At 43.1% G+C, this 23,105-nt stretch carries 15 protein-coding genes; 7 read left to right on the top strand and 8 right to left on the bottom strand.

Translation table 11 applies throughout. The features are described from left to right. Window positions 1-48 precede the first annotated feature (48 nt). Window positions 49-2,517, bottom strand: coding sequence for an alpha/beta hydrolase family protein (locus tag ACRWQL_RS10865; protein ID WP_434949917.1), 2,469 nt, complete (start codon window positions 2,515-2,517; stop codon window positions 49-51). 430 nt (window positions 2,518-2,947) lie between these two features. Here ACRWQL_RS10865 and ACRWQL_RS10860 point away from each other — a divergent pair, with 430 nt between their 5' ends. Next, window positions 2,948-3,931 (top strand): TerC family protein, encoded by a 984-nt coding sequence (locus tag ACRWQL_RS10860; RefSeq protein ID WP_434939430.1) that lies wholly within the window; start codon window positions 2,948-2,950, stop codon window positions 3,929-3,931. An 89-nt stretch (window positions 3,932-4,020) separates the two neighbouring features. Here the strand turns inward: ACRWQL_RS10860 and ACRWQL_RS10855 are convergent, their stop codons facing one another. From ACRWQL_RS10855 to ACRWQL_RS10830, 6 genes are all read right to left on the bottom strand, one after another. Then, window positions 4,021-7,155, bottom strand: coding sequence for an efflux RND transporter permease subunit (locus ACRWQL_RS10855; RefSeq protein WP_434949915.1), 3,135 nt, complete (start codon window positions 7,153-7,155; stop codon window positions 4,021-4,023). Window positions 7,156-7,167: 12 nt separating this feature from the next. Continuing rightward, a complete protein-coding gene (locus tag ACRWQL_RS10850; protein WP_434949913.1) occupies window positions 7,168-8,520 on the bottom strand; it encodes an efflux RND transporter periplasmic adaptor subunit in 1,353 nt (450 codons plus the stop codon). A gap of 130 nt (window positions 8,521-8,650) precedes the next feature. Next, window positions 8,651-9,088, bottom strand: coding sequence for a hypothetical protein (locus ACRWQL_RS10845; RefSeq protein WP_434949911.1), 438 nt, complete (start codon window positions 9,086-9,088; stop codon window positions 8,651-8,653). Window positions 9,089-9,345: 257 nt separating this feature from the next. Next, window positions 9,346-10,098 carry a PepSY domain-containing protein gene (locus ACRWQL_RS10840; protein WP_434949909.1) on the bottom strand — a complete coding sequence of 251 codons (753 nt, stop codon included), beginning with the start codon at window positions 10,096-10,098 and terminating at the stop codon, window positions 9,346-9,348. Then, entirely contained in the window at window positions 10,085-10,837 is a 753-nt protein-coding gene (locus ACRWQL_RS10835) for a PepSY domain-containing protein (RefSeq protein ID WP_434949907.1), read from the bottom strand. The genes ACRWQL_RS10840 and ACRWQL_RS10835 overlap by 14 nt, the downstream gene beginning before the upstream one ends. A 67-nt stretch (window positions 10,838-10,904) precedes the next feature. Continuing rightward, window positions 10,905-12,632: a cyanophycinase gene (locus ACRWQL_RS10830; protein ID WP_434949905.1), complete on the bottom strand. Its 1,728-nt coding sequence runs from the start codon at window positions 12,630-12,632 to the stop codon at window positions 10,905-10,907. Between the two features lie 347 nt (window positions 12,633-12,979). On the opposite strand from ACRWQL_RS10830, the gene ACRWQL_RS10825 reads away from it, so the two are divergent. The 3 genes from ACRWQL_RS10825 (at window position 12,980) to iadA (ending at window position 18,264) form a co-directional block, all read left to right on the top strand. Next, complete coding sequence (locus tag ACRWQL_RS10825; RefSeq protein ID WP_434949903.1) at window positions 12,980-15,571, top strand: TonB-dependent receptor; 2,592 nt, start codon at window positions 12,980-12,982, stop codon at window positions 15,569-15,571. A gap of 72 nt (window positions 15,572-15,643) precedes the next feature. Next, a complete protein-coding gene (yfcC, locus tag ACRWQL_RS10820) occupies window positions 15,644-17,092 on the top strand; it encodes a putative basic amino acid antiporter YfcC (protein ID WP_434949901.1) in 1,449 nt (482 codons plus the stop codon). A gap of 8 nt (window positions 17,093-17,100) precedes the next feature. After that, a complete protein-coding gene (gene iadA, locus ACRWQL_RS10815; protein ID WP_434927524.1) occupies window positions 17,101-18,264 on the top strand; it encodes a beta-aspartyl-peptidase in 1,164 nt (387 codons plus the stop codon). Window positions 18,265-18,325: 61 nt separating this feature from the next. Here iadA and ACRWQL_RS10810 read toward each other — a convergent pair whose 3' ends face one another. Next, entirely contained in the window at window positions 18,326-18,805 is a 480-nt protein-coding gene (locus ACRWQL_RS10810) for a MarR family winged helix-turn-helix transcriptional regulator (protein WP_434949899.1), read from the bottom strand. Between the two features lie 362 nt (window positions 18,806-19,167). Here ACRWQL_RS10810 and putP point away from each other — a divergent pair, with 362 nt between their 5' ends. Genes putP through ACRWQL_RS10795 form a run of 3 tightly spaced genes read left to right on the top strand, consistent with a single transcriptional unit; the run spans window position 19,168 to window position 23,020 of the window. Further along, window positions 19,168-20,664, top strand: a complete 1,497-nt coding sequence (gene putP / locus ACRWQL_RS10805; RefSeq protein ID WP_434949897.1) for a sodium/proline symporter PutP — start codon at window positions 19,168-19,170, stop codon at window positions 20,662-20,664. Window positions 20,665-20,672: 8 nt separating this feature from the next. Continuing rightward, window positions 20,673-21,776, top strand: coding sequence for a glutamate 5-kinase (gene proB, locus ACRWQL_RS10800; protein ID WP_434949895.1), 1,104 nt, complete (start codon window positions 20,673-20,675; stop codon window positions 21,774-21,776). Further along, a complete protein-coding gene (locus ACRWQL_RS10795) occupies window positions 21,773-23,020 on the top strand; it encodes a glutamate-5-semialdehyde dehydrogenase (RefSeq protein WP_434949894.1) in 1,248 nt (415 codons plus the stop codon). Before proB ends, ACRWQL_RS10795 begins: the two co-directional genes overlap by 4 nt. The last annotated feature ends 85 nt before the right edge of the window (window positions 23,021-23,105 follow it).

Raw genomic sequence — 23,105 nt, 5'->3', positions numbered from 1 at the left:
TTTCACCTTAACTCGAGTTAAAAGTGACGGTGAGGTTATTTAGTCAGACTATTTTTTGGTTTCAGGATAAAGGGTGTTCCACCACTCTGGTTCACCTTTAAGCTGTAAGTCAAACCATGCGATTGTGGTGTCCCACCAATCAAAACGTATCTTACGCGCATTAATATGGTGGTCTTGACCGGCAAACTCGACTAATTCTACGTCTTTGTTTAATAACTTAAGCGCGGTATACATGTAATGACTTTCGCCAACTGGCACATTGGTGTCGGCATCACCGTGGATTAGTAATAATGGCGTGGTAATTTTATCAGCATGATACAGCGGGCTTTGATCTACATATAACTCACGGTTATTCCATGGAAAACTACCTCGACTCGCCACACCAGAGTAACCATAACCCCACCAGCCATGTCCCCAGTATGAAGATAGGTTACTGATCCCAGCGTGAGACATAGATGCTGTAAAAATATCTGTTTGAGTCGCTAAATACATGGTCATAAAGCCGCCATAGGACGCGCCCATATTACCTACTTTTTTAGGGTCAACGGCGGTATAAGCCTGCAAGAACGCTTGAGTTCCCTCAATTATGTCGTCCGCACTGTGTTTACCCCAGGCATTAACATGACGGCCACTGAATGCTTGCCCATAACCCGTTGTGCCATTAGGCTGTAATACATACACCACATAGCCTTGCGCCGCCCATAAATTAAATGGCCAGCGTCCAGTAAAGTGACGCCCAACAGGTGAGGTGCCGCCGTAGTAATAAACCAATGCCGGATACTTTTTAGTGGCATCATAATCGACCGGTAAATACACTCGGCCATCAATCAATTGACCTTGTTTATTGGTAAAGTCAAAATCTTCAATTTGGCCTAAACGTGTGGTGGCATAACTAGTGACTTTGCTATCAAACAGCATCACTTTGCGGTTTGACTTTATATTCATCACGTATGCTTGTTGCGGCACAGTTGCCGATGTTCCGGCATAAACAATGGTAGGTAAAGCTTGATCGGTAGCAATACCAAAGCTGTTAACCATTTCGACGCCCGTATCGATTTTACTGAACTTATTTTGGCTTTTATCAAAGAAATACAATGGGGCAAAATCACCCTCTATCACGGATAAAATCAAGTCTCTACCCGCAACCGCTGTCATGCTAGTAATAGCAGGATCAAACTCTTTGCTTAGGGCTGTGATTTGTTCGTTTTTAGTTTCACGCCAATATAATTGACCGTCATAGTCATTAACTTCCATAGCAGGGTCTTGCTTGCCTAGGCCATCCATAAAATTAGGACCGGCCAAAATAAACATGCCATTCTCGCCGTACAAAGCACTACCAAAGGTGCGGTATTCGCCAATTATGACTTCCGTTAAGCTAGCAATATCCAACTCAACTAATTGCGTCAGGCCATGAGCAGGTTGGGCATAGTCGACCACTGAACGTGTCAATAACAGCTTACCTAAGCTGACATCACTGTCTAACAAGTCGCTGCTTTGTTTAGAGTCAGTAAGTTGTCTCATTGCGCCAGATGCCAGATCTAACTGGTAAATCTGGCTGTTATTACGCCAATAGCTCCAGCGATCTTCCAGTGCTTGATAGCGCTTTGAGGTGGCTTTTTCGTCGGCTTTAAAGGTTTTTTGCCAGCTAAATAACAAGGTATCGCCATACCACTGTAAACCAGAGACATCTTCAATTTTATCCGCTACCATTTTTAGAGATAAATCGGCGATATCTAACAGCACGATTTGCTGCCCAGTCACATAAGCTAACTGCTTGCTATCTGATGAAAATGCGCTGCTTTGCGGCGAGCTGTCTTGCCATCGGTAAAGCACTTGGTTGCTAGCAACATCACGTAGCTCGGTAACCGAAATGGCTTTGTCGCCCTCACTAGGGGAATATTCAACCGTTGATTGCAGTAGGTATTTACCATTAGGCGATAACTGCATGCTGCTAATCGTTTTGGCATCAAACAACTGCTGCGCAGACACGCGCTGGGTGTCTTGTTTTACAAAACTCAGAACATCAACATCACTGTTACCCTGCCAATCTAAACTGAAAGGCACATCAGCTTGCTGGCCATCAGCTAACACAATGAGTTGATAATCACCATTGGCTAACACCAGCGGCACTTCATCTGCGGATTTTACGAGCTGCCCATTTAAATACACTTGTGGGTTTTCAAGCCCTTTTATCTTTAGTGTACCCTGGGTAAATCGCTGGGTTGATAGTGGGAGTTGGTAAGCTAACCAGCCCTCGCCTTCCGCTTTTTCTACCGCTGACTGCCAAGTTAATGGCTGATTAAAAACTGACACGGGTTTAGTGGCATCGGGCTGGGTTAATTTTGCCACAAGATTGGCACGTAACGCATCCGCATGAGCACTTTTCGACAATGGCGCAGCGCTTTTTTGGTTAACGGGGCCTAGGCGATGAATATGATTAAGATCGATTTCGACGCCATGCGCCATGCCCGCAACTGCTAAGGCTAAACTGGTCAAAACCAGTGTAAAAGCTTTCATAGAAAGTCCTTTTTTAGGTTATTTTTATAAACTGAAATGTTGAAAAAATAAGGTGTACTAAGTCATGTAATTGTTACATTTTGACAAAAGTGGCTTAAAAATGCATCTGTTTTCGGGCATAAGCCAAACATAGATTTGCAAGTTGATGTAAATCCACCCTAATGCCGCCCTAAATCATCTTGTCTAAGCGACAAACATAAGGTGCCATTGGCCATTTAAGACAACATCATCACGTCAATTTCAGTATAAAACACTGTTTAAACGACAAAAACCATTTTTTAAACCGCTCACCTTAAGCCAATTTTAAAAATGATGATTTAAAATAACGAGCCGGTATAACTAGCTTATAGATAAAGTGCTTATTGAGTGACTATATCGGCTTCTTATTAGTGTGTTTTGTCACGCTGATTATCGATAACTAAGGAAATTTATGGAATTGCTTACAACGTTGTTTATTGGGTACCCCGTTTGGGTATGGGCAATGTTTTTTACTTTTGTCGTTGGCTTATTAGCCTTTGATTTAGGTGTATTACATAAAGAACAGCACGAAATATCTGTCGCAGAAAGCCTTAAGCTGTCGGCATTCTACATTACGATGGGCTTGCTGTTTGGTGCGTGGTTATGGTGGTACAAAGGTTCTACCGCAGGTATGGAATACCTGACGGGCTATTTAATTGAAAAGTCGCTTTCAATGGACAACGTTTTTGTTATTGCGCTTATTTTTAGCAGCTTAGGCATTCCGCGGATATACCAACATCGAGTGTTATTCTGGGGCATATTAGGCGTAATTGTGCTGCGCGCTATCATGATTGGTCTTGGCGCTGTGCTAGTGGCTAAATACCAGGGCATATTGGTGCTGTTTGGCTTGTTCCTTATTTTCACCGGTATCAAAATGCTGTTCTCTGATGATGAACACAGCAGTCTTGAAGATAATAAGTTTTACAAGTGGCTGAGAAGCAAGATGCGCTTTACACCTGGGCTACACCAACAAAAATTTTGGGTGCGCGGTGAAGACCATCAACTCAGTAAAGGGTGGTGGGCTACGCCATTGTTTCTAGCGCTAATTTTAGTTGAAACAGCAGATTTGGTCTTTGCGGTAGACAGTATTCCGGCTATTTTTGCGATAACGCAAGATCCCTTTATTATTTATACCTCAAATATTTTCGCCATTTTAGGGCTACGTGCGTTGTATTTTGCCTTGGCGGCAATGGTGCATCGATTCCACTACTTAAAATACGCTTTATCTGTGGTATTGGTATTTATCGGCGTTAAAGTCGGGCTGGTTTATTTTAACCAAACCGGCTTAATCGACTTTAAAATTCCGACCGCGCTGTCTTTAGGTGTGACCTTTGGTTTACTTTTGGCAGGCGTGTTGTATTCATTGTGGAAAACCCGAGATCAATCGCCAACCTAGGTGTTCAGTTTTAACCTTTCTACTGTGACAGTAAAAAGCCCTCAATCATATTGAGGGCTTTTTTATTCATCTCTTAGCTCAAGCTGACGTTACTTGGCCATCTTACGACCGTATATCAGTAAATATATCGCCGGAATAACAAACAATGACAGTAACGGTGCGGTCACCATACCACCGACCATAGGCGCGGCGATTTTCTGCATCACTTCATTACCTGTACCGCTACCCCACATAATGGGCAGCAAACCAAAGAAGATAGTTGCTACCGTCATGGCTTTAGGGCGAATACGCATTACCGCACCATGAATTAACGCTTCGGTTAAGTCAGAGCGATGATTGTATTGCCCTGCGGCTTGGCGATCTTTAATACTGTTATTCAAATACACCTGCATCACTACCCCAAACTCAGCGGCAACACCTGCAAGGGCTATCATCCCGACCGACACAGCAACCGAGAAGTTAAAGTCGAGCAAATACAATAGCCATGCACTGCCCACTAATGAGAATGGTAGACTTAACATGATCACCGACGCTTGAATAAATGAGCTAAATGTCATCATCAACAGGATAAAAATCACCATTAACATCAATGGAATAACTAACTTCATTTTAGCCTCAACCCGCTGCATGTACTCATATTGGCCAGCAAAGCTGTAACTGTAACGAGGCGGCAAAGTGATTTGTTCATCCAGCGCAATACGTGCCATTTTGATGTATTCGCCAATGGAGATGTCTTGCAAATCAACAAACACCCAACTGATTAAACGGCCATTTTCACTGGCTAACATAGGCGCGCCATCACTGATGGTAATGCTGGCTAAATTACCCAAAGGCACATATTTACCCGTTTTGGTAAGTACAGGTAAGTCTTTGAGTTTTTCTATGTTGTCACGTAGCTCACGTGGGTAGCGAATGATAATAGGATAGCGCTCTTGCCCTTGTATCGACTGGCCAACTTGCATGCCACCAATGGCCATTTGCACCACATCTTGAATATCTTTTAAGGTCATACCGTAACGGGCTGCATTTTTAAGATCGGGTTCGATATCAATATAACGGCCACCACTAGTGCGCTGCGCAAAAGCAGAAGTGGTACCTGGCAACTTGCTCACTACAGCTTCAATTTCAGCACCTATCCGTTGTAGCTCATTAATGTCTGCCCCGGATATTTTTATTCCCACGGGGGTTCTTACCCCAGTGGATAACATATCAATACGGGTTTTAATCGGCTGCACCCATGCATTGGTAATACCGGGCACTTTTACGGTTTTTTGCAGTTCACTAATAATGCCTTCCAGTGTCATACCTTCACGCCAGGTATCACGAGGATTCAACATAATTGTGGTTTCAAGCATGGTTAGCGGTGCGGGATCGGTCGCTGTAATTGCGCGGCCAACCTTACCAAATACCCTTTTCACTTCAGGAATGGTTTTAATCAGGCGATCGGTTTGCTGCAATATTTCCGCCGCCTTGCCTGAACTGACACTCGGTAAGGTGGTAGGCATATACAATAAATCGCCTTCTTCGAGTGACGGCATAAACTCGCTGCCCATTTTAGTCATAGGGTATATCGCACTGCCAAGTGCCATAATAGCGACTAATATAGTCATTTTAGGAAAGCGCAGTACCACGCGTAACAGCGGTTCATACATGGCAATTAATATGCGACTTAGCGGGTTTTTCTTTTCTGCGGGAATTTTGCCCCGCACAAGATAACCCATTAATACCGGAATTAGGGTAATGGCCAAAATAGCCGATGCTGCCATAGCAAAGGTTTTAGTAAAGGCTAACGGATGAAATAATCGCCCTTCCTGCGCTTCAAGTGCAAACACAGGCACAAAGCTTAAGGTAATAATCAATAAGCTAAAAAACAGTGCCGGCCCGACTTCAACCGACGATTGTCGCACTAACTCCCAATGGGCTTCACCCGTTGGCGCTTCGCCATCATGTTGGTCGCGATAATGCTCAAGGTGTTTATGGAGGTTTTCGACCATCACAATGGCGGCGTCCACCACTGCACCAATCGCAATTGCAATCCCGCCTAAACTCATAATGTTGGCATTGACACCGATCATGTTCATCACAATAAAACTGACTAAAATTGAAATCGGTAATGAAATGATCGCCACTAAGGTTGAGCGAGCATGCAGTAAGAAAATAAGGCAAATAAAGCCGACCACCAGCATTTCTTCTAGTACTTTACGCTTGAGGTTATCAACCGAGTTTAAAATGAGTTCCGAGCGATCATAGGTAATCACTAGCTCAACACCATCGGGTAAACCATTCTCAATTTCGGCTAATTTTGTTTTAACGTTGTTGATGGTTGCTAGGGCATTTTCACCGTAACGCATCACCACAATGCCACCAACGACTTCGCCTTGACCATCAAGCTCGGCAATACCTCTTCGAGCCGCAGGGCCAGTACGCAGTTGCGCCACATCTTTCATCAATACTGGCGTGCCCGACTCTGCCACAATACCTAAAGGGATTTCGGCAAAGTCTTCTAGAGTTTGGCGATAACCCGACGAGCTGATCATGTACTCAGCTTCGGCCATTTCAATCACCGAGCCACCGGTAGAACTGTTCGAGTTATCCAGCGCATTCCTGACCGTCATCAAGTCAATTTGATACAACGCCAGTTTGTGTGGGTCGACAATAATTTGATACGCCTGCTCCATGCCGCCAATAGTGGCGATCTCTGAAACACCTTCAACGCTTTGCAATTCTAATTTTAAAAACCAGTCCTGCAGTGATCGAAGCTGAGCTAAATCATGCTTACCTTTACGGTCAACAAGGGCGTATTGAAATACCCAGCCCACGCCAGATGCGTCAGGCCCTAATGAAGGGGTGACGTTAGGCGGTAATTGACCTTGTGTTTGCGATAAATATTCTAAAACCCGTGATCTAGCCCAATAGATGTCTGTGCCATCCTCAAAAATAATGTACACATAGGAATCGCCAAACATCGAAAAGCCACGCACGGTTTTCGCGCCAGGCACGGCTAGCATCGCCGTCGACAATGGGTAGGTAATTTGGTCTTCAACTAACTGCGGTGTTTGGCCTGGATATGAGGTTTTTACAATCACCTGCACATCAGATAAATCAGGTAAAGCGTCTAAAGGCGTCATCCGCATGGCTTGATAGCCAATTAATGCGATAACCACGGTCATTAACAACACCATGGCGCGCTGCTTAATCGACGCACTAATTATTTTTTCTAACATAGTGAGCTCCGATTAATGATTTGCGTGTGGATCAAGCGCAGCACTATTGCTGCCACTTAATCGCTGCAAACTACCTTGAATACTGGCTTCAGAATCAAGCAAGAATTGCCCCGACACAATCACTTTATCGCCAGCCTTTAAGCCTTCGGTGATTTCAGCTTTACCCTGGGCAATCATGCCAACTTTAACGGGTACAGAAGCAAATTGGTTATCACTGCGTTGCACCACAACACGGTTTTCACGCCCGGTAAGAATTAACGCCTCGGTTGGAATGGCTAAAACCCCGCGGTTTGGACCACCAAACAGTTTTACATCCACTAAGGTGCCTGGTTTTAATTGCTGATTCGGGTTATCTAAGCGAATTCTTACCCGCATTGCCCGTGTCACTGGGTCTAACTCTGGGTAGATGTAATCTATGCTGGATTCAATATCAAACAGGCCTTGCGCCGCAGACGTCACCTCAACTGGGCGACCTTGTTTTAACCAGCTTTGTTCATTCTCAAATACATCGGCAATCACCCACACACTGCTTAAATCAACGATTTCAAACAAGGTATCACCCGGTTGCACGTACATGCCATGACGCACTGTAAGCCGGCTAATTAATCCATCTTGCTCGGCATAAAATGGCACGCGATAAAGGGTGTCACCGGTGCGCTCTAATTGCTGAATCGACGCCGAACTTACCCCTAATAACTCAAGGCGTAGGCGAGCTTTTTTCAACAATAACGCACCACGGTTTTTATCCTGCTTAAGGTAATCTCTGGCTTGCATGTAATCATCTTGAGCATTTATCAGCTCAGGTGAATACAGCTCATACAATAATTGGCCTTTTTTTACTTGCTGGCCAACCGTATGCACCTTAAGGGTTTCTATCCAGCCAGTCACTCGGGTATGTACATGACCAATCATATTTTCATTGTATTCTACCGTACCTATGGTTTTAACTAGCTTCCACAGGGTGCCCTCGGTAACGGTTTCACTGCGCATGCCTAACGCCTGCTGCATGCCCCCAGAAACGCCAACAACCACTTCCTCGCCCACTTCACCTAGGGTGACTTTTTCTAAGTTCATGCCACAAATTGGACAGGTACCAGGAGCATCAGACACCACATGCGGGTGCATGGGACAAACATATTTGATGTTCGCGTCATTAGCGCTGTTTTTAGTCGGTAGTAGTGCCGGCTGTGGTTGATTAAAAACCTTGTCAGCAGTGGTGGTGCTATTTACAGCATCCATTGGCTGTGCAGTATGATCATGCCCCGCATGTTCATCCTCGGAAGCAAATGTCACTGATGGCATCAGCAAGCTTGTGGTTAGCATTAAAACAAACGTAAATACGCTTTTACAGGGGGATATTTTCATATAGACCTCGAACTATTTAACACTCGTAAGTGTTAAAACTCGTAAGTGTTAAAACTCGTTTAAAAAGAAACAGTAAAATTTGCTGCTAACATGGGCGATATACCATAAATGCGCAGCTAAGATGTTTACGTTAGACGATAGGAGGTCTAAAAGCTGGCGGGAAGTCGATAGAGAAACTGTTTACAGCCACCGCGATAGGGGCTGGATTAGCAGGAGCATTAGCAATAGCTAACTGAATATCACTTAAGTCAGCGGTAAAGGTAATGGTTAAGCAATGATTACAATCGATACTGCAACCGCCTACACCATTACAACAGCTGTTGTTATCTGCTTGCTGCGATTTCTGATCAGGCAGCATATTGCCATGACAATCTGTCATAGCGGAGGCATGCTGCATTGAGGTCAGAGGCACATTATTATCTGAACCATCACTCAATGTTTGACTCACCATATGGGATTGTTGATGATCCATCGGCACCATAGAACTACCATTAGCTAACAAACCTTGTCCGACAAGTGCGAACAAAGTGAAAGTAATTAGCCAGTAGTTTTTCAGTGTTTTTTGCATCGCACTCAAAATCCAATATGCCGGACTGAATAAATCTTACAGCATCTTACGATGGCGATTATTCAATATAGGCTCATAAAATATCAACTAATAGAGTTGACCGTGTAAACCATAAAATGCTTTCAATCTAAAACAACTTTGGTCGTTAGCTCAGCTAACAAACAAGTCGATAAAGGCAATAGCATAACGCTAAATTCATGCTGATGATAACTTTTTTATTGTTGTCATTGTGTGACAAATGCCTAATTTAGCAATAACTATAACAATTTTATCGCAGCGGGCTTTGACCGAGTACCACGCTTGCGGCGGTATTTTCCTTTTCGAAGTAAATCAATGCACCAATAACACCCGGTAACGGTTAACCACAAACTGAAAAAGGCCATCAACATCATAGGCAGATTATTAAAACTACCTTCATTAAAATAATCCATAAAATGCAGCATAAAAAAGATATCGGCTAACTTTTTATGCTGATCACTGTGGCCGACTATTCGCCCAGATTGCGCCTCAACATACACTTGAGTATCGATGTCGTCAGTAAAGTTGACCTGCCATGTGGGGTTTTGTTGTTTTGGAAAATCGCTAATCGGTGGGGTGAGTAATTTGAGTTCGGCTACCTTGCCCTCACCTGTATATGACGCTTGCGCTAACCTTGTTACCAGCTCTTCATCAAGAGTGACCACCTCACCGCTATAGGCATCGACCAAGGTGTATTCATGATAAGAATGCGCATACAAGCCTTGCTGATGGCTAAGTAAATAATAGGGCTTAGCCAATAAAAATACCGTATCTAACGCCATGCTATCACTATGTTGTTCAAGTACAGCTTTAGGCTCAATCAACTGAGTCATATCAAGCTGATGTTGAACCATATCCTGACTAAAATAGCTTAGCCCTGCCGCTTTGGTGTGATCCATCAAATTGAAATACAGGCCACTGGCTAACCACAGCACAAACTGAATCCCGACAATGACCGACGCCCATTTGTGCAATTTTCTAATCCAACGCATTAGGCAACTCCCACGCGTTGAACGCGGCTTTTTTTACGGCGTGTAAACTGGCCTTTGAACACCCTGAATACACTAACACCATGCCAGTCAGTGCCCCACCACTGGCTAGCAAGGCGACCCAAAACAGCAGCATATTATCTATATCTTCACCGCTGCTGTAGTCCATAATATGAAACCTAAACATCCAATCAAACCAACGCCAAAACTCATGGCGCTTGCCCACCAAGATGCCAGTTTGTGCCGAAACATAAAGCGACGGGGCACCAAAATCATTAAAGTTGACTCGCCATGCTGGCAAATGGCGTGGGCTTAACTCAAAAGGGGGATTGTCGGTAATCAGCGTCACCTCGGCAACATCGCCCTTGCCCGTGTAAAAGTATTGCGCAACTGATACGGCCGTTAACTCTGATAATGGTGATAACACTTGGCCGCTATTAGCGCTAATGACTAATTTTTTAGTGGGCTCGCCATCCGCTAAGGTCAGCCTATAAACAGTTTCACCTAACAAGGTATCGACACTGATCTTGTCAATATGGGGATAAGCTTGAATGAGCTGTTGCAGTGAATAATTCATCTGGGCGGGCTGCACTTTAGATTGCGGGGTGATAACCAAATCATCGCCATGGATAAAATCGATATCCATATAGACCATATAAGCGCCCGTGACCGACCATATCGCAAATTGCAGCCCTAAAAATAACATCAACCATTGATGAAGCGTTCTTGCGGTTTTATGCATGACTTTCTCTGTATTTGAGCTAAAACACTTTTATATTATTACCTTAACAGTTTTAGCTAGGTGATCATTAATCATCTTGTTGCTGCAATAATAGCTTAATACCTTGATAGCTTTGCTGATTGTTTAGCACTGATTGGCACCCAGTTGTTGAGCTTGGGAGGAGGATAAGTTCAACATCATCGATAAGTTTGCGCGATAAGCGTCCCTCACGGCAAGCTTGCACAACCCACTGTTGGTAAGCTGGATAATTGGCAGCCATATTAACTGAAACCACCCGATTGGCGAATTCAATATTAGCCAGACGCTGTTTGTTATCAATATCGGCTTGGCTGCCTGAAGTTAAATAATGAGACACCCCTTTAAATATCGATTTGCCATTATCATCTTTACGGGCTTGAGTTTGTTCGATAACCCACACACCATGCTCACCAATAACCGACAGATGTTTATCAGCAATATTGACTAACAGTGCGGTATTTTCATCCACACCAAATCCCATTTCACTATCAGTGGAGGCGGTTAGCATTAACAATCTTATTTGGCGATCCCGCTCAGAAAAATGCGTATCCATTATCCCAAAAGGAAATAACCCCAAGCCACCCTCTGCACGATAGGTCACTGCCGTTGCGGGGATATCCCCATCACACTGATTCATTTCGCATCGCTCACTCGGTGGTGTGGCACTCAATACACCATGCTGAATTGCGCCGTCACTAGTGCCGCCAGTGATCATATTATTAGCTGTCATTACAGCAGTGCCCGCACTCGTCCCGCCAATCACGATTTGTTTATTGGCCAAGCGATTTTTAATCACAGTTAACGCTTTAGACGGCTTTTTATCCGGCGTTAACCATGCTGTTAAGGTTAAACTTTGATCGCCACCATTTAAAAATAAGCCATCAATACTTTTCAGTAACTTATACAATTTTTCAGGTGATTCACACAGGCGTTGTTGTAATTGCGTGTGTTCAGGATAAAGCCGAGCTTTATCAAAATTGCCTTGTAGTTGCTGACGCAACATTGGTAATTTCTCGCATTGATCATGATGTATACCAGCTTGCAAAGCCGCATCTAAGGGCAGCCAAATAACATCAGCGCCAGCTTGTTCAAAAGCACTGGTGTAGAAAGAAATGGACTCAAACGGGTCTCGGGCAGAAGCGGTTACAATACCAATTAATGGGCGTGTCGCATCGGGATTTTTTAGCTGTTTTTTTAGTAAAGCCTGCAAGGTAAATAGTCGATAAATAGCCGGACCATAAGGCTTGGTTGTGGCATCAATCCTGACTTGTTCTTGCAAGGGGCGGCCATCAATAGAGTGTTGTTCTTGTTCTAATAAATCGAGTAAAGCATAGTATTGCTGATCGGTTAACTCATCCAATAAATGCTTATCAACCTGATACACAGCATCTTTTAACTGGTTTAAATTAACGCTGCTTTTTGCTGCTTTTCGACTGGCTTTGCGCAGATTGTTCGTTTGATTTAAAGATAATGTTTGCAAGCTAAAATGATTAAGTGCTCGCTCAAGCCAATCAAGACTGAAGTGATATTGAATTGATAATTTGGCATTAGGTGAAAAAGTGATGCTGTCGACGCAGGAATGAGGTGAAAGTGAGCTACAGGTTTTTAAGCCGCCCCCAACTAACATCAAATCAAACCCAGGCGATAATGGTTTTTCTAGCTTTGGTGAAACGTCTTGATTTGCCCATACATTACCAACAAACAATAATTGCAGTAATGAGCTAAAAGCTAAGGTGCTAAAAAATATAAATAATTTAATTTTAGAAATAATTTTCATGGTTGCACTCAAAAAAAAGTGTCTGCCACGTATTGACTCAAGTATCATATTACGGATAGCCTCTTAACATATCAACAACAAAAGATTATTTTTTATAACATGATATTTTCAGCAACTCTTTTCCAAAGATACCACTTCCGTAATTGGTATCTGTCTGAATGGTGGGACGAATAACCTACTGAACACGTTAGTGTTTGGTGGAGTTTTGTCTAGCCGTCTTACTCCCCTCTCAATCATTTGATTGACGTTGTACTGCCTGCAAACATTTATTAATGCCAAGCGTATTGACTCACGCGCAGTGTAGCTACGTCTAAAAATTACAATTAGAGATTTATCGGGAGCTTACCATGAGAAGTTCAGTACTTTTATGCGCCGTGTTTGGCATGGCGTTATCACCTGTTGCCTTAGCCGTTGCCAACGAATTAGAAAAATCACAACCAGAACAGACCGTAGAACGGGTTGAAGTGACGGGATCACGCCTTAAAGGCGTCGATATGGAAGGGGCTAACCCTTTACAAAGTTTTAGCCAGGATGAAATAGCCAAAAAAGGCTATGGATCTGTCAGTGAGTTTTTACGTGATTTACCCCAGGCATCGAGCGCTGGAACATTCTCTGAGTCTGGCGGCGTAGCAGGAGCAGATGGCGCTCCTGCTGGCGCTTCAGGGGTCAGTTTACGAGGGCTAGGTTCAAGCTCTACCCTAGTATTAGTCAATGGTCGACGTGTTGCAGTGGATTCATTTTCAAACGGTTCTGACTCATTTGTGAACGTTAACTCCATCCCGCTTACTGCAATCGAACGGATTGATGTGTTAACCGATGGCGCCTCATCGATTTATGGTTCTGACGCTATAGCTGGGGTAATTAACTTTATCCTACGTAAAGATTTTGTCGGCCATGAATTAAGTGCACAATATGGTAATGACACTTCAGACCACGATGCCAGTAAAACCAATCTGACCTATGCGGGCGGGTTTGAAACCACTAATAGTAATACAACCATTGTGGTTGACTATGCTACGCGCAATCCAATTTTTAACAGTGATAGACCGGTTAACGTGACATATGAGTCTAATACGCGTATGTCAATTGACGGTGATGACTACGCAGAAAACTGGTGCGGTGACGACACTCAAAAAAGCGGTAGTCGTTGTAACTATGACTACGTGATCCAACGCGCCATTCAACCTGATTATGAAAACATAGGCGCTACACTGAATCATATCTATCGACTTGATAGTGGTTTAGAATTTTTTGCTGAAGGCATGTTTCAACAAAATAACGGCTCATCCTATGAAGCTCCAGCTGGCTACACGGCTTATGTGGCCGGTGATTCGGTAAATGTTCCTCAATACGTTCAAGATATCGATATGCTAGATGGCAGCGTGAGTGATTTTATCACTGTAAGAACGCGTTTTCCTGAACGTCGAATTCAAGAATATGACACCCAAAGCTATCGTATGCTAGCCGGTATTCGAGGGGATATTGCCGATTGGAGTGTTGAGTCGGCACTGAGCTACGGAAAATCGACCAATGAAATTAAAAACGTATCTGGCTATATGAATGCCAATCGTCTAGATGCAGCGGTGGCAAACGATAGCTTTAATCCATTTAATTTAGGTCAAGATAGCAGTGCAGCCCAAATAGCGGCATTACGAGATCCTGGCGTGCGTCAGGGTGAGTCTGAAGTTTTATCACTCGATTTTAACTTCGCTGGAGACTTATTTGAGCTGCCTGCGGGTACGGTCAGTTCAGTATTTGGTGGCGAGTTCAGAAAAGAAGATATTTTTGATAAACCTTCAGTGAATGCCGTTAATAATGAAATCATTGGCTTGGGCGCCAGCGACGCCGCCGCAGATCGCACCCAATACGCTGCTTATGGTGAGTTTAACTTTCCATTAGCTGAATCACTCGACTTAATAGCAGCCTTACGTTACGACCATTACAGTGATTTTGGTGGTGATGTAAACCCTAAAGTTTCGTTACGTTATAACCCAATCGATGAGCTGGTATTACGAGCATCTTGGAGTACAGGGTTTAGAGCGCCATCGTTATCGCAACTTGGGGCAGGTACTTCATTAGGCAGCCAATATATTAATTGCGGTGCAGATGAAGCTTATAACGCATTATGTGGCACAGCTGGTGCCGATTTAGGCGAATTAGAGTTTGACCAAGAAACCATAGGCAATAAAGGCTTAGAAGCAGAAAAGTCGCAAGCGATTAATGTGGGCATGTCCTGGAATGCGACCGATGAATTGCAATTGACTGTCGATTATTGGCGCTATGAGCATGACGACATTGTTGATATTGACGCGAATACCACTTTGGATGCCTGTATTAAAGATCCTGCTAACGTGGTCGGTAGTATTGCTGAATTAGGCGATAATTTTGGCTGTGTCGTTGATGGACGAGGTGATATTAGCTTCTTACGCACAGGTTATTTTAACGTTGGCAATCAAAGTACTGACGGCTTAGATTATAACGTTAACTATCGCTTAGACACCAAAACAATAGGTGAGTTTAAGTTCTATGTAGCTGGCACCGAAACCTTCTCGTTTGAACGCAAAGTGACACCGACTAGTCCTGTTGAAGACTTATTAGGCAAGCTCAGTGGTGCATCTGAAACCGCGCGCCCTGAACGTGTTATTGATTTAGGCACAGACTGGGAAGTTGATAACTGGAATGCCAACATTTCAGGTCATTACATTAGCTCCATGGGTGACGGTGACTTTAAGTTTGATAATGAAACCGTTGAAGATTGGTTAACCTTTAGCGCCAGTATTGGCTATGAACTTAACGAAAATCACACTGTATTGTTATCGGTCCGCAACCTAACCGATGAAGAGCCACCCTATGCTTCTTCACCTACTAATGGCTATGCCAGCTCGGTACATGATTGGCTCGGACGCCGCTGGAATGTACGTTATACTTTTAAGTTTTAAATAACTTAAGCCATGTAGGTCGTGCATAGCACGGCCTACATTTTCTATCACCAAAATAAAAAGTATAACAATATGAAGTTACAGACAGCTCGAGAAATGCCAGATGCCTTCATCATCTTGTTTTTTGTTGTGTTATTTGCCGCAATTACCACCCACTTTGTCCCAGCAGGTTTTTTTGAAGTGGCTATCAATCCTGATACCAATAAATCAGCATTAATTGCCGGTAGCTTTCAGTTTGCCAGCGACTATCAGGGTGTGCCTTTATTTGCCGAACAGGGTGAAATTGGCTTTCTCAATTTTGCCTTTGAAGGCATGGTTTCAGGTGACAAATGGGGCTCAGCCATTGGAGTAATGATGTTTATCATTATTACTGGCGGCGCCTTTGGCATCATCATGCAAACCAAAGCGGTTGATAATGGTATTTTGGCGTTAATCGCTAAAACCCAAAAGTTTGAACTGGCTTTTATTCCTATTCTATTTGTATTATTTTCTGCAGGCGGTGCGATATTTGGCATGGGCGAAGAAGCCATTGCCTTTTGTATTGTGCTGTTACCCTTAATGCGCGCCATAGGCTACGACGGTATTGTGACAATTTTAGTCACTTATGTGGCGACTCAAATTGGTTTTGCCGCATCTTGGATGAACCCTTTTAGTGTTGCAATAGCTCAGGGTATTGCTGACCTTCCGTTAATGTCAGGCTTAGAGTTTAGAGTGATAATGTGGTTTATTTTTACCTCTGTCGGTGTTGCATTTACTATGCACTACGCCCAAAAAATAAAACGACATCCTCAATTATCACCCTGCTTTAGCGAAGACGTTATTTCAACTGAGCCGCAGGTAAAAGTTAAATTCAATTTAACCGATGGCCTTATTCTCACCACTTTTATGCTGGGTATTGTTTGGGTTATTTGGGGTGTTATTGCCAGAGGTTATTATATTCCCGAACTGGCAAGTCAGTTTTTTACCTTAGGTTGTGCGATAGGTTTAATCGCCATTCTCAGTAAACGCCTTAAAGTTAATGATGTTGCCAATGCCTTTAAAAAAGGCGCACAAGAATTATTGCCGGCGGCAATGATTGTCGGCATGGCCAAGGGTATCGTGATTATATTAGGCGGCGATCAAGCGGACACTCCATCTGTATTAAACACCCTGCTGCACTATACTGGTCTATTTTTAGGACAATTACCTGAAACCGTTTCAGCGGTTTTTATGTACTTATTTCAATCCATATTTAACTTTTTCATCGCATCGGGTTCTGGCCAAGCTGCGTTAACTATGCCGATTATGGCGCCATTGTCTGATATTTTAGGCTTACCCCGTCAAATTGCCGTATTAGCCTTTCAATTAGGTGACGGCTTAACCAATATCATCATCCCAACATCTGCCGCGCTGATTGGCTGTCTTGGTGTCGCTAAAGTAGATTGGTTTGTTTGGGCCAAATTTATATGGCGATTTATGTTGCTGCTGGTCAGCATTTCGATCACGTTTATGATTGTTGCCGTCAGCATCAATTTTAGCTAAGGGTTTTCATGCAATTATTTAAAAATGCACAAGTTTATGCCCCAATGTACCTGGGTAAAAAAGATGTTCTGTTGGGCGGCGGTAAAATTATTGCCATTGAAGATAATATTGAACTCACCGCCAATTCATTCATTACAGTCATTGATGCAACAGGACGACTATTAACCCCAGGATTTGTAGACTCACTGGTGCACATTACCGGTGGGGGTGGCGAAGGCGGATACACGACTCGCACCCCTGAAATGCATATAAACGATGCCATTAAAGGCGGCGTAACTACTGTGATAGGCGTACTGGGGACTGATGCTCAAACCCGCAGTTTAGAAAATCTTCTCGCCAAAGCATATGCGTTAGAAGAGCAAGGTTTATCAGTATTTTGTTATACCGGCTCCTACCACTTGCCTATGGTCACCATTACCCAATCAGTTAAGCATGACATTATGCTGATCGATAAATTTATTGGTGTCGGTGAAGTGGCTATTGCTGATCATCGCAGCTCGCAAATAACCTCACACGAAATGGCCCGACTCACATCAGAAGCAAGAGTAGCTGGCATGCTGGCTGGTAAAGTCGGGATTGTTAGTATTCATGTGGGGGATGAGCCCAGTAAACTCGATTTACTTGAACAGGTGATTAGTCAGTTTGATATCCCCATTACCCAGTACTACCCAACCCATATTAACCGCAGCAAAGCGCTGTTAGAGGCAGGGATTGAGTTTGCCCTTAAGGGTGGGTTTATTGACTTCACCACCAGCACCACGGCACAAATTATTCAACAGGGGGAAGTTCCCGCTGCAAAAGCATTAGCATTAGCACTAGACAAACAGACTCCAATTAGCCAGCTAACTATGAGCTCAGATGGTAATGCTAGTCTGCCGGTATTTGATACTAAAGGTAACCTAGTTGATTTACAGATGGGCCAAGTTAGTAGCCTACATCAAGCTATGGTTGATGCTGTTAATCTATTCGACGTGCCTATTGAACTTGCTTTAGCCTCAATAACTGAGTCACCGGCAAATATATTAAGGCTGACACACAAAGGCAGAGTAGCTATTGATATGGACGGCGATATTAATTTATTGAATGCTCAGACACTGTCTATTGAAGCGGTGTACAGTAAAGGTAAGTTAGTTTTTTCTGAGGGAATATCGCGTCTTAGTATACCGTTCTAATCATGATTAAAACGGCTATATAGAGCTAACTTAACATTGAATTGTTAGCTCTATAATCTTATTAATGCTCATGCTGATATATTTGCCCAACTTCTAAAACAGGTGATGCATCTAACTTTTCTGCATCCATCATGCTTGAAATTCGTTGCATGGTCGCCAACATCTGCGACTGTTCCCACTCTTGCATTGACTCAAAGCGGGCAATGAAGTGATCTTGCAAAGGCTTAGGAGAGTCTTTAATTATCTCTTTGCCTTGATCAGTTAAACTGATCCCCACCTTGCGCTTATCTGTGGTTGAACGCGTACGCGTCACCAACCCTCGCTTTTCTAAACGATCGACAATACTGGTAATGGTTGCTGAGCTTAAGTTAATGGTTTTAGCCACTTCTTTAACCATAGCACCGTCATGTTCCGCAATAGACAGCAAGACCAATAGTTGTGGGCTTGTTAAGCCAGTCTCTTTAGATAACTTCTTTGAATACAAATCAATCGCGCGGATTACCTGCCGCAAAGAGACCAGTAACTCTTCATACTTTTTCATCGGACTTATTCACCCCAACTATCTGTTCAACGCTAATAATTACAATTCTATCAAAATCTGAATAACTCATAAACAGACTATTTTGTTTATTTTAAAACGAAATAGTTGTCATAAAGTTACCAACATGGGTTGATCTTCCCCGTTAACAACGTATCATAATGGTTCGTACTCTAATCATTCGTGGTGAATCATATGAAACGCAATAATTTTATGAGAAAAATCTTCAAATCAAAAGTAAAGCCTAAGAGAATCGCTAAGAACTCAATGGAACTCCTTTGTTTCTGGTTAATTCTTGCGACTTATGTTTTTAGCCCTTTGTATACAATATATAAGTCGAACTCAAACAATAACGCAGGAAAGTAATGAATTATACCTATTTCACATTAACGTTATATTTTATGTTAATGCTAGGCATCGGAATTTATGCCGCTAAAAAATCCACTTCTAACTTATCTGATTACATGTTGGGCGGCAGAAAAGTCAGCCCTCAAGTAACCGCACTTTCCGCTGGAGCCTCAGACATGAGCGGCTGGATGCTGATGGGTTTACCCGGCGCTATTTTTGTCTCTGGTTTTAGCACCATCTGGGTTGCTGTGGGCTTAGTTGTAGGTGCCTGGGCAAATTATAAGTTAGTCGCCCCTAAGTTACGTGTATACACCGAAGTCGCTAATGATGCGTTAACCTTGCCAGATTTCTTTGGCCAACGTTTTCACAAAAAAGATGGCATTATTAAGCTGGTATCTGCGATTGTCGTCATTATCTTCTTTACGCTTTATACCTCTGCAGGCTTAGTTGGCGGCGGCAAACTATTTGAATCAGCATTCGGGCTCGACTATCAGCTAGGCGTTTTCATTACCATGTTTGTGGTGGTAGCTTATACCTTATTAGGTGGTTTTCTTGCGGTAAGTCTGACTGACTTTGTGCAGGGCGTGATTATGTTCATCGCGCTAGTTATGGTGCCCGTGGTGGCTTTTACTTATTTTGAAAGCACAGAAACCATGATGGCTTACTCACTAGAAGAGATCCCCTCGTTCAGTCAAAGTCTTGAAAGCCTGACCGTATTGTCATTATTATCCAGCTTAGCATGGGGCCTAGGCTACTTTGGTCAACCACACATTATTGTTAGGTTTATGGCAATTGATACAGTTAAGAATATCAAAACGGCAAGACGCATTGGCATGAGTTGGATGACGGTTACCATTGTGGGTGCGCTAGCAACAGGGCTAACTGGGGTGGCGTATGTGAATAAATATAATGTTGATTTAAAAGATCCTGAAACCATATTTATTTTCTTTTCAAACGTCTTATTTCACCCACTAATTAGTGGTTTCTTATTAGCCGCTATTTTAGCCGCGGTAATGAGCACAATATCATCACAGCTTTTAGTGTCATCAAGTTCACTCACCGAAGACATTTACCGTGTTTACAGTAAAAAAAAGCTGTCGCAAAAACACTTAGTGAATGTGGGCAGAGGATGCGTATTTGTCGTTGCACTAATAGCGGCAGTCATGGCATTGCAACCTTCTAGCAATATTCTTGGCATTGTCAGTAATGCATGGGCAGGGTTTGGTGCCGCATTTGGTCCGTTAATTTTGTTCTGCCTGCTGTGGGAACGCGTCACTTATAGTGGTGCACTAGCCGGAATTATCACTGGTGCAGCAACAGTATTATTTTGGATTTATGCGCCTGTGTTAGAAGGCGGCGCAACACTCAGTAGCTTAGTGTATGAAATGCTACCTGGGTTTTTAATTAGTGCACTCAGCATATGGCTTGTTAGTCTTTGGAGCGAAAAGCCTTCAAAGAAAATAACTGACCAATTTAAAGAAGTTAATCAAGTATTGATTGAAAGCACATCATAAGAGGAAGTATGTCTTTAAGTAATAACAAACGGATCGTTATCAAGGTGGGCAGTGCATTAATTGCCCCAGGCAGTGACGGTTGCAGTCCTAAATACCTGAAAAACATTGCCGACTTTATTAAATCTTGCCGTAAGCAAGGCCTGCAAGTCATATTAGTATCTTCAGGCTCTGTTGCTGCGGGTCGTCAATGGTTTAATGTTGAGAACCCTTCAAAAGCATTGAAGAAAGCCATGGCCGCCGCGGGTCAAAACGACATGATGGCAATATGGGCTAAGTTGCTTGATATGCCACTGGCACAAATATTACTGACTCAAGGCGACTTATGTAACCGCGAGCGCTATGTCAGTATAAAAGAAACTATCGAGTCATTACTCGAATATAACGTACTGCCAGTGATTAATGAAAATGACACTGTCACCTCTGAAGAGTTGAAAGTGGGCGATAATGATAATCTCGCCGCAATGGCTGCCGCGGCCATTAATGCTGATACTTTAATTATGTGCACTGATGTTGATGGGCTTTATGATAAAAACCCACACAGCCACAGTGATGCAAAATTATTACAGCAAGTGGATGTCATCACACCGGAAATATATGCCATGGCAGGTGGAGCAGTAAGCTCAACAGGCACAGGTGGTATGCAAACTAAGATTGAGGCTGCAGAAAAAGCCACCGCACATGGTATTGATACCTTCATTATTAATGGTTTTGACGTTAACTCTTTTAACCAGTTACTTGAAGGTAAAAATCCTGGTACTCACTTTTTACCTAGCAACGAGCCATTATCACCCGCAGTGCATTGGATGACTCACACAGTTCGCGAACGTGGCGAAGTGATCATTAATGACACCACCACAGCGTTTGGTGACAATGAAGATATGTTGACCCGCGAAAATATTATTGAAGTGAAAGGTCAGTTTTCAGCAGGAGACACCATTTTAGTCACCACAGATGATGGCACTAGAGTGGCTAAAGCCATGACGAATTACAGTAGTTGCTTATTAAATTATATCGCCCAAGAGCAAGACGATATAAAAACAACCGACGGCTATTTTTCTCAAGACAATTCTATTATCGCAAAAGAGCATTTAACCGTTTTGGAGAACACATGAATTTAATGACAACTATGTCACAGCAGGCGTCACAAGCAGCACGCGTGTTAGCAAATTTAGATACAGCTACAAAGAATAAGGTTTTGTTAGTCATGGCCGCCGAACTGCGTAAAGGTTCACCCGCCATACTTGAAGCCAATAAGTTAGATATGGATGGCGCTAAGCAAGATAATGTCGCCAGTGCAATGCTTGACCGTTTATTGCTAAATGAAGATCGCATTGAGCTGATGGCTAAAGGTATAGAAGACATTGTAAAGCTTGAGGATCCAGTAGGTAAAATACGTGATATCGGCGAGCAACCTAACGGCCTTAAAATCAGTAAAATGCGCATGCCTTTAGGCGTTGTGTGTATGATTTATGAAGCAAGACCCAATGTGACCGCAGATGCTGGTGCCCTGTGCTTCAAGTCAGGTAATGCCATTATTTTACGCGGCGGTAAAGAAGCGATTCATTCAAGTAAAGCTATCGCGACTATTTTACAAAAAGCCTTAGCTTCGTTCGGCTTACCTGAAGCATTAATCAGTGTGGTACCTAATGCTGACAGACAACTGCTAATGGATTTGATGGATCAACGCGGCCTGATTGACGTGATCATTCCCCGTGGCGGCGAAGGGTTAATTAACTTTGTCACAGACAACAGTAAAGTACCGGTTATTCAGCACTTTAAAGGTGTTTGCCATCTGTACGTTGACAAAGATGCTGATTTTGACAAAGCCATCAATATTTTGCTGAATGGCAAGACCCAGCGTACTGGGGTGTGTAATGCACTAGAAGGCTTAGTGGTTCACCAGCAAATTGTTAACGACTTTATGCCGTTAGTGGCAAAGCACCTAGCTGAACATAAGGTTACCATCAACGCCTGTGCCACCAGCCTGCCATTCTTTAAGCAAGCTAATTTATTGGCTGATGAAGATTTTGGTCAAGAGTATCTTGATTTAGAAATCGCGATTAAAGTGGTCGATAATATGGATAAGGCCTTAGATCATATTCATCAAAATGGCAGCCATCACACTGAAGTCATTTGTACTGAAAACCCTGAGCGTGCTCAACGTTTTCAGCGTAGTGTTGATGCCTCGGTTGTAATGGTCAATGCCTCATCTCGCTTTTCTGATGGTAGTCAGCTAGGTTTAGGTGCCGAAATTGGTATTGCCACCACTAAGCTACATGCCTATGGTCCTATGGGATTAGAAGCATTAACCGCTGAAAAGTTTTTAGTGTCTGGTAACGGTCATGTTAGAGGTTAGTCATTAGCTTTGAGCAAATGAAAACCACTAAAGTAAGCTGGTTAACTTCAGCTTAGGATAGCTAAATAAAAAGAGGCTCACATTA

The sequence above is a fragment of the Shewanella sp. HL-SH4 genome (assembly GCF_051164845.1).
In the GTDB taxonomy this organism is placed as follows: Bacteria; Pseudomonadota; Gammaproteobacteria; order Enterobacterales; family Shewanellaceae; genus Shewanella; species Shewanella glacialimarina.
Note: the sequence above shows the minus strand (reverse complement) of the source record. Positions and strands in the feature narration are given on the sequence as shown.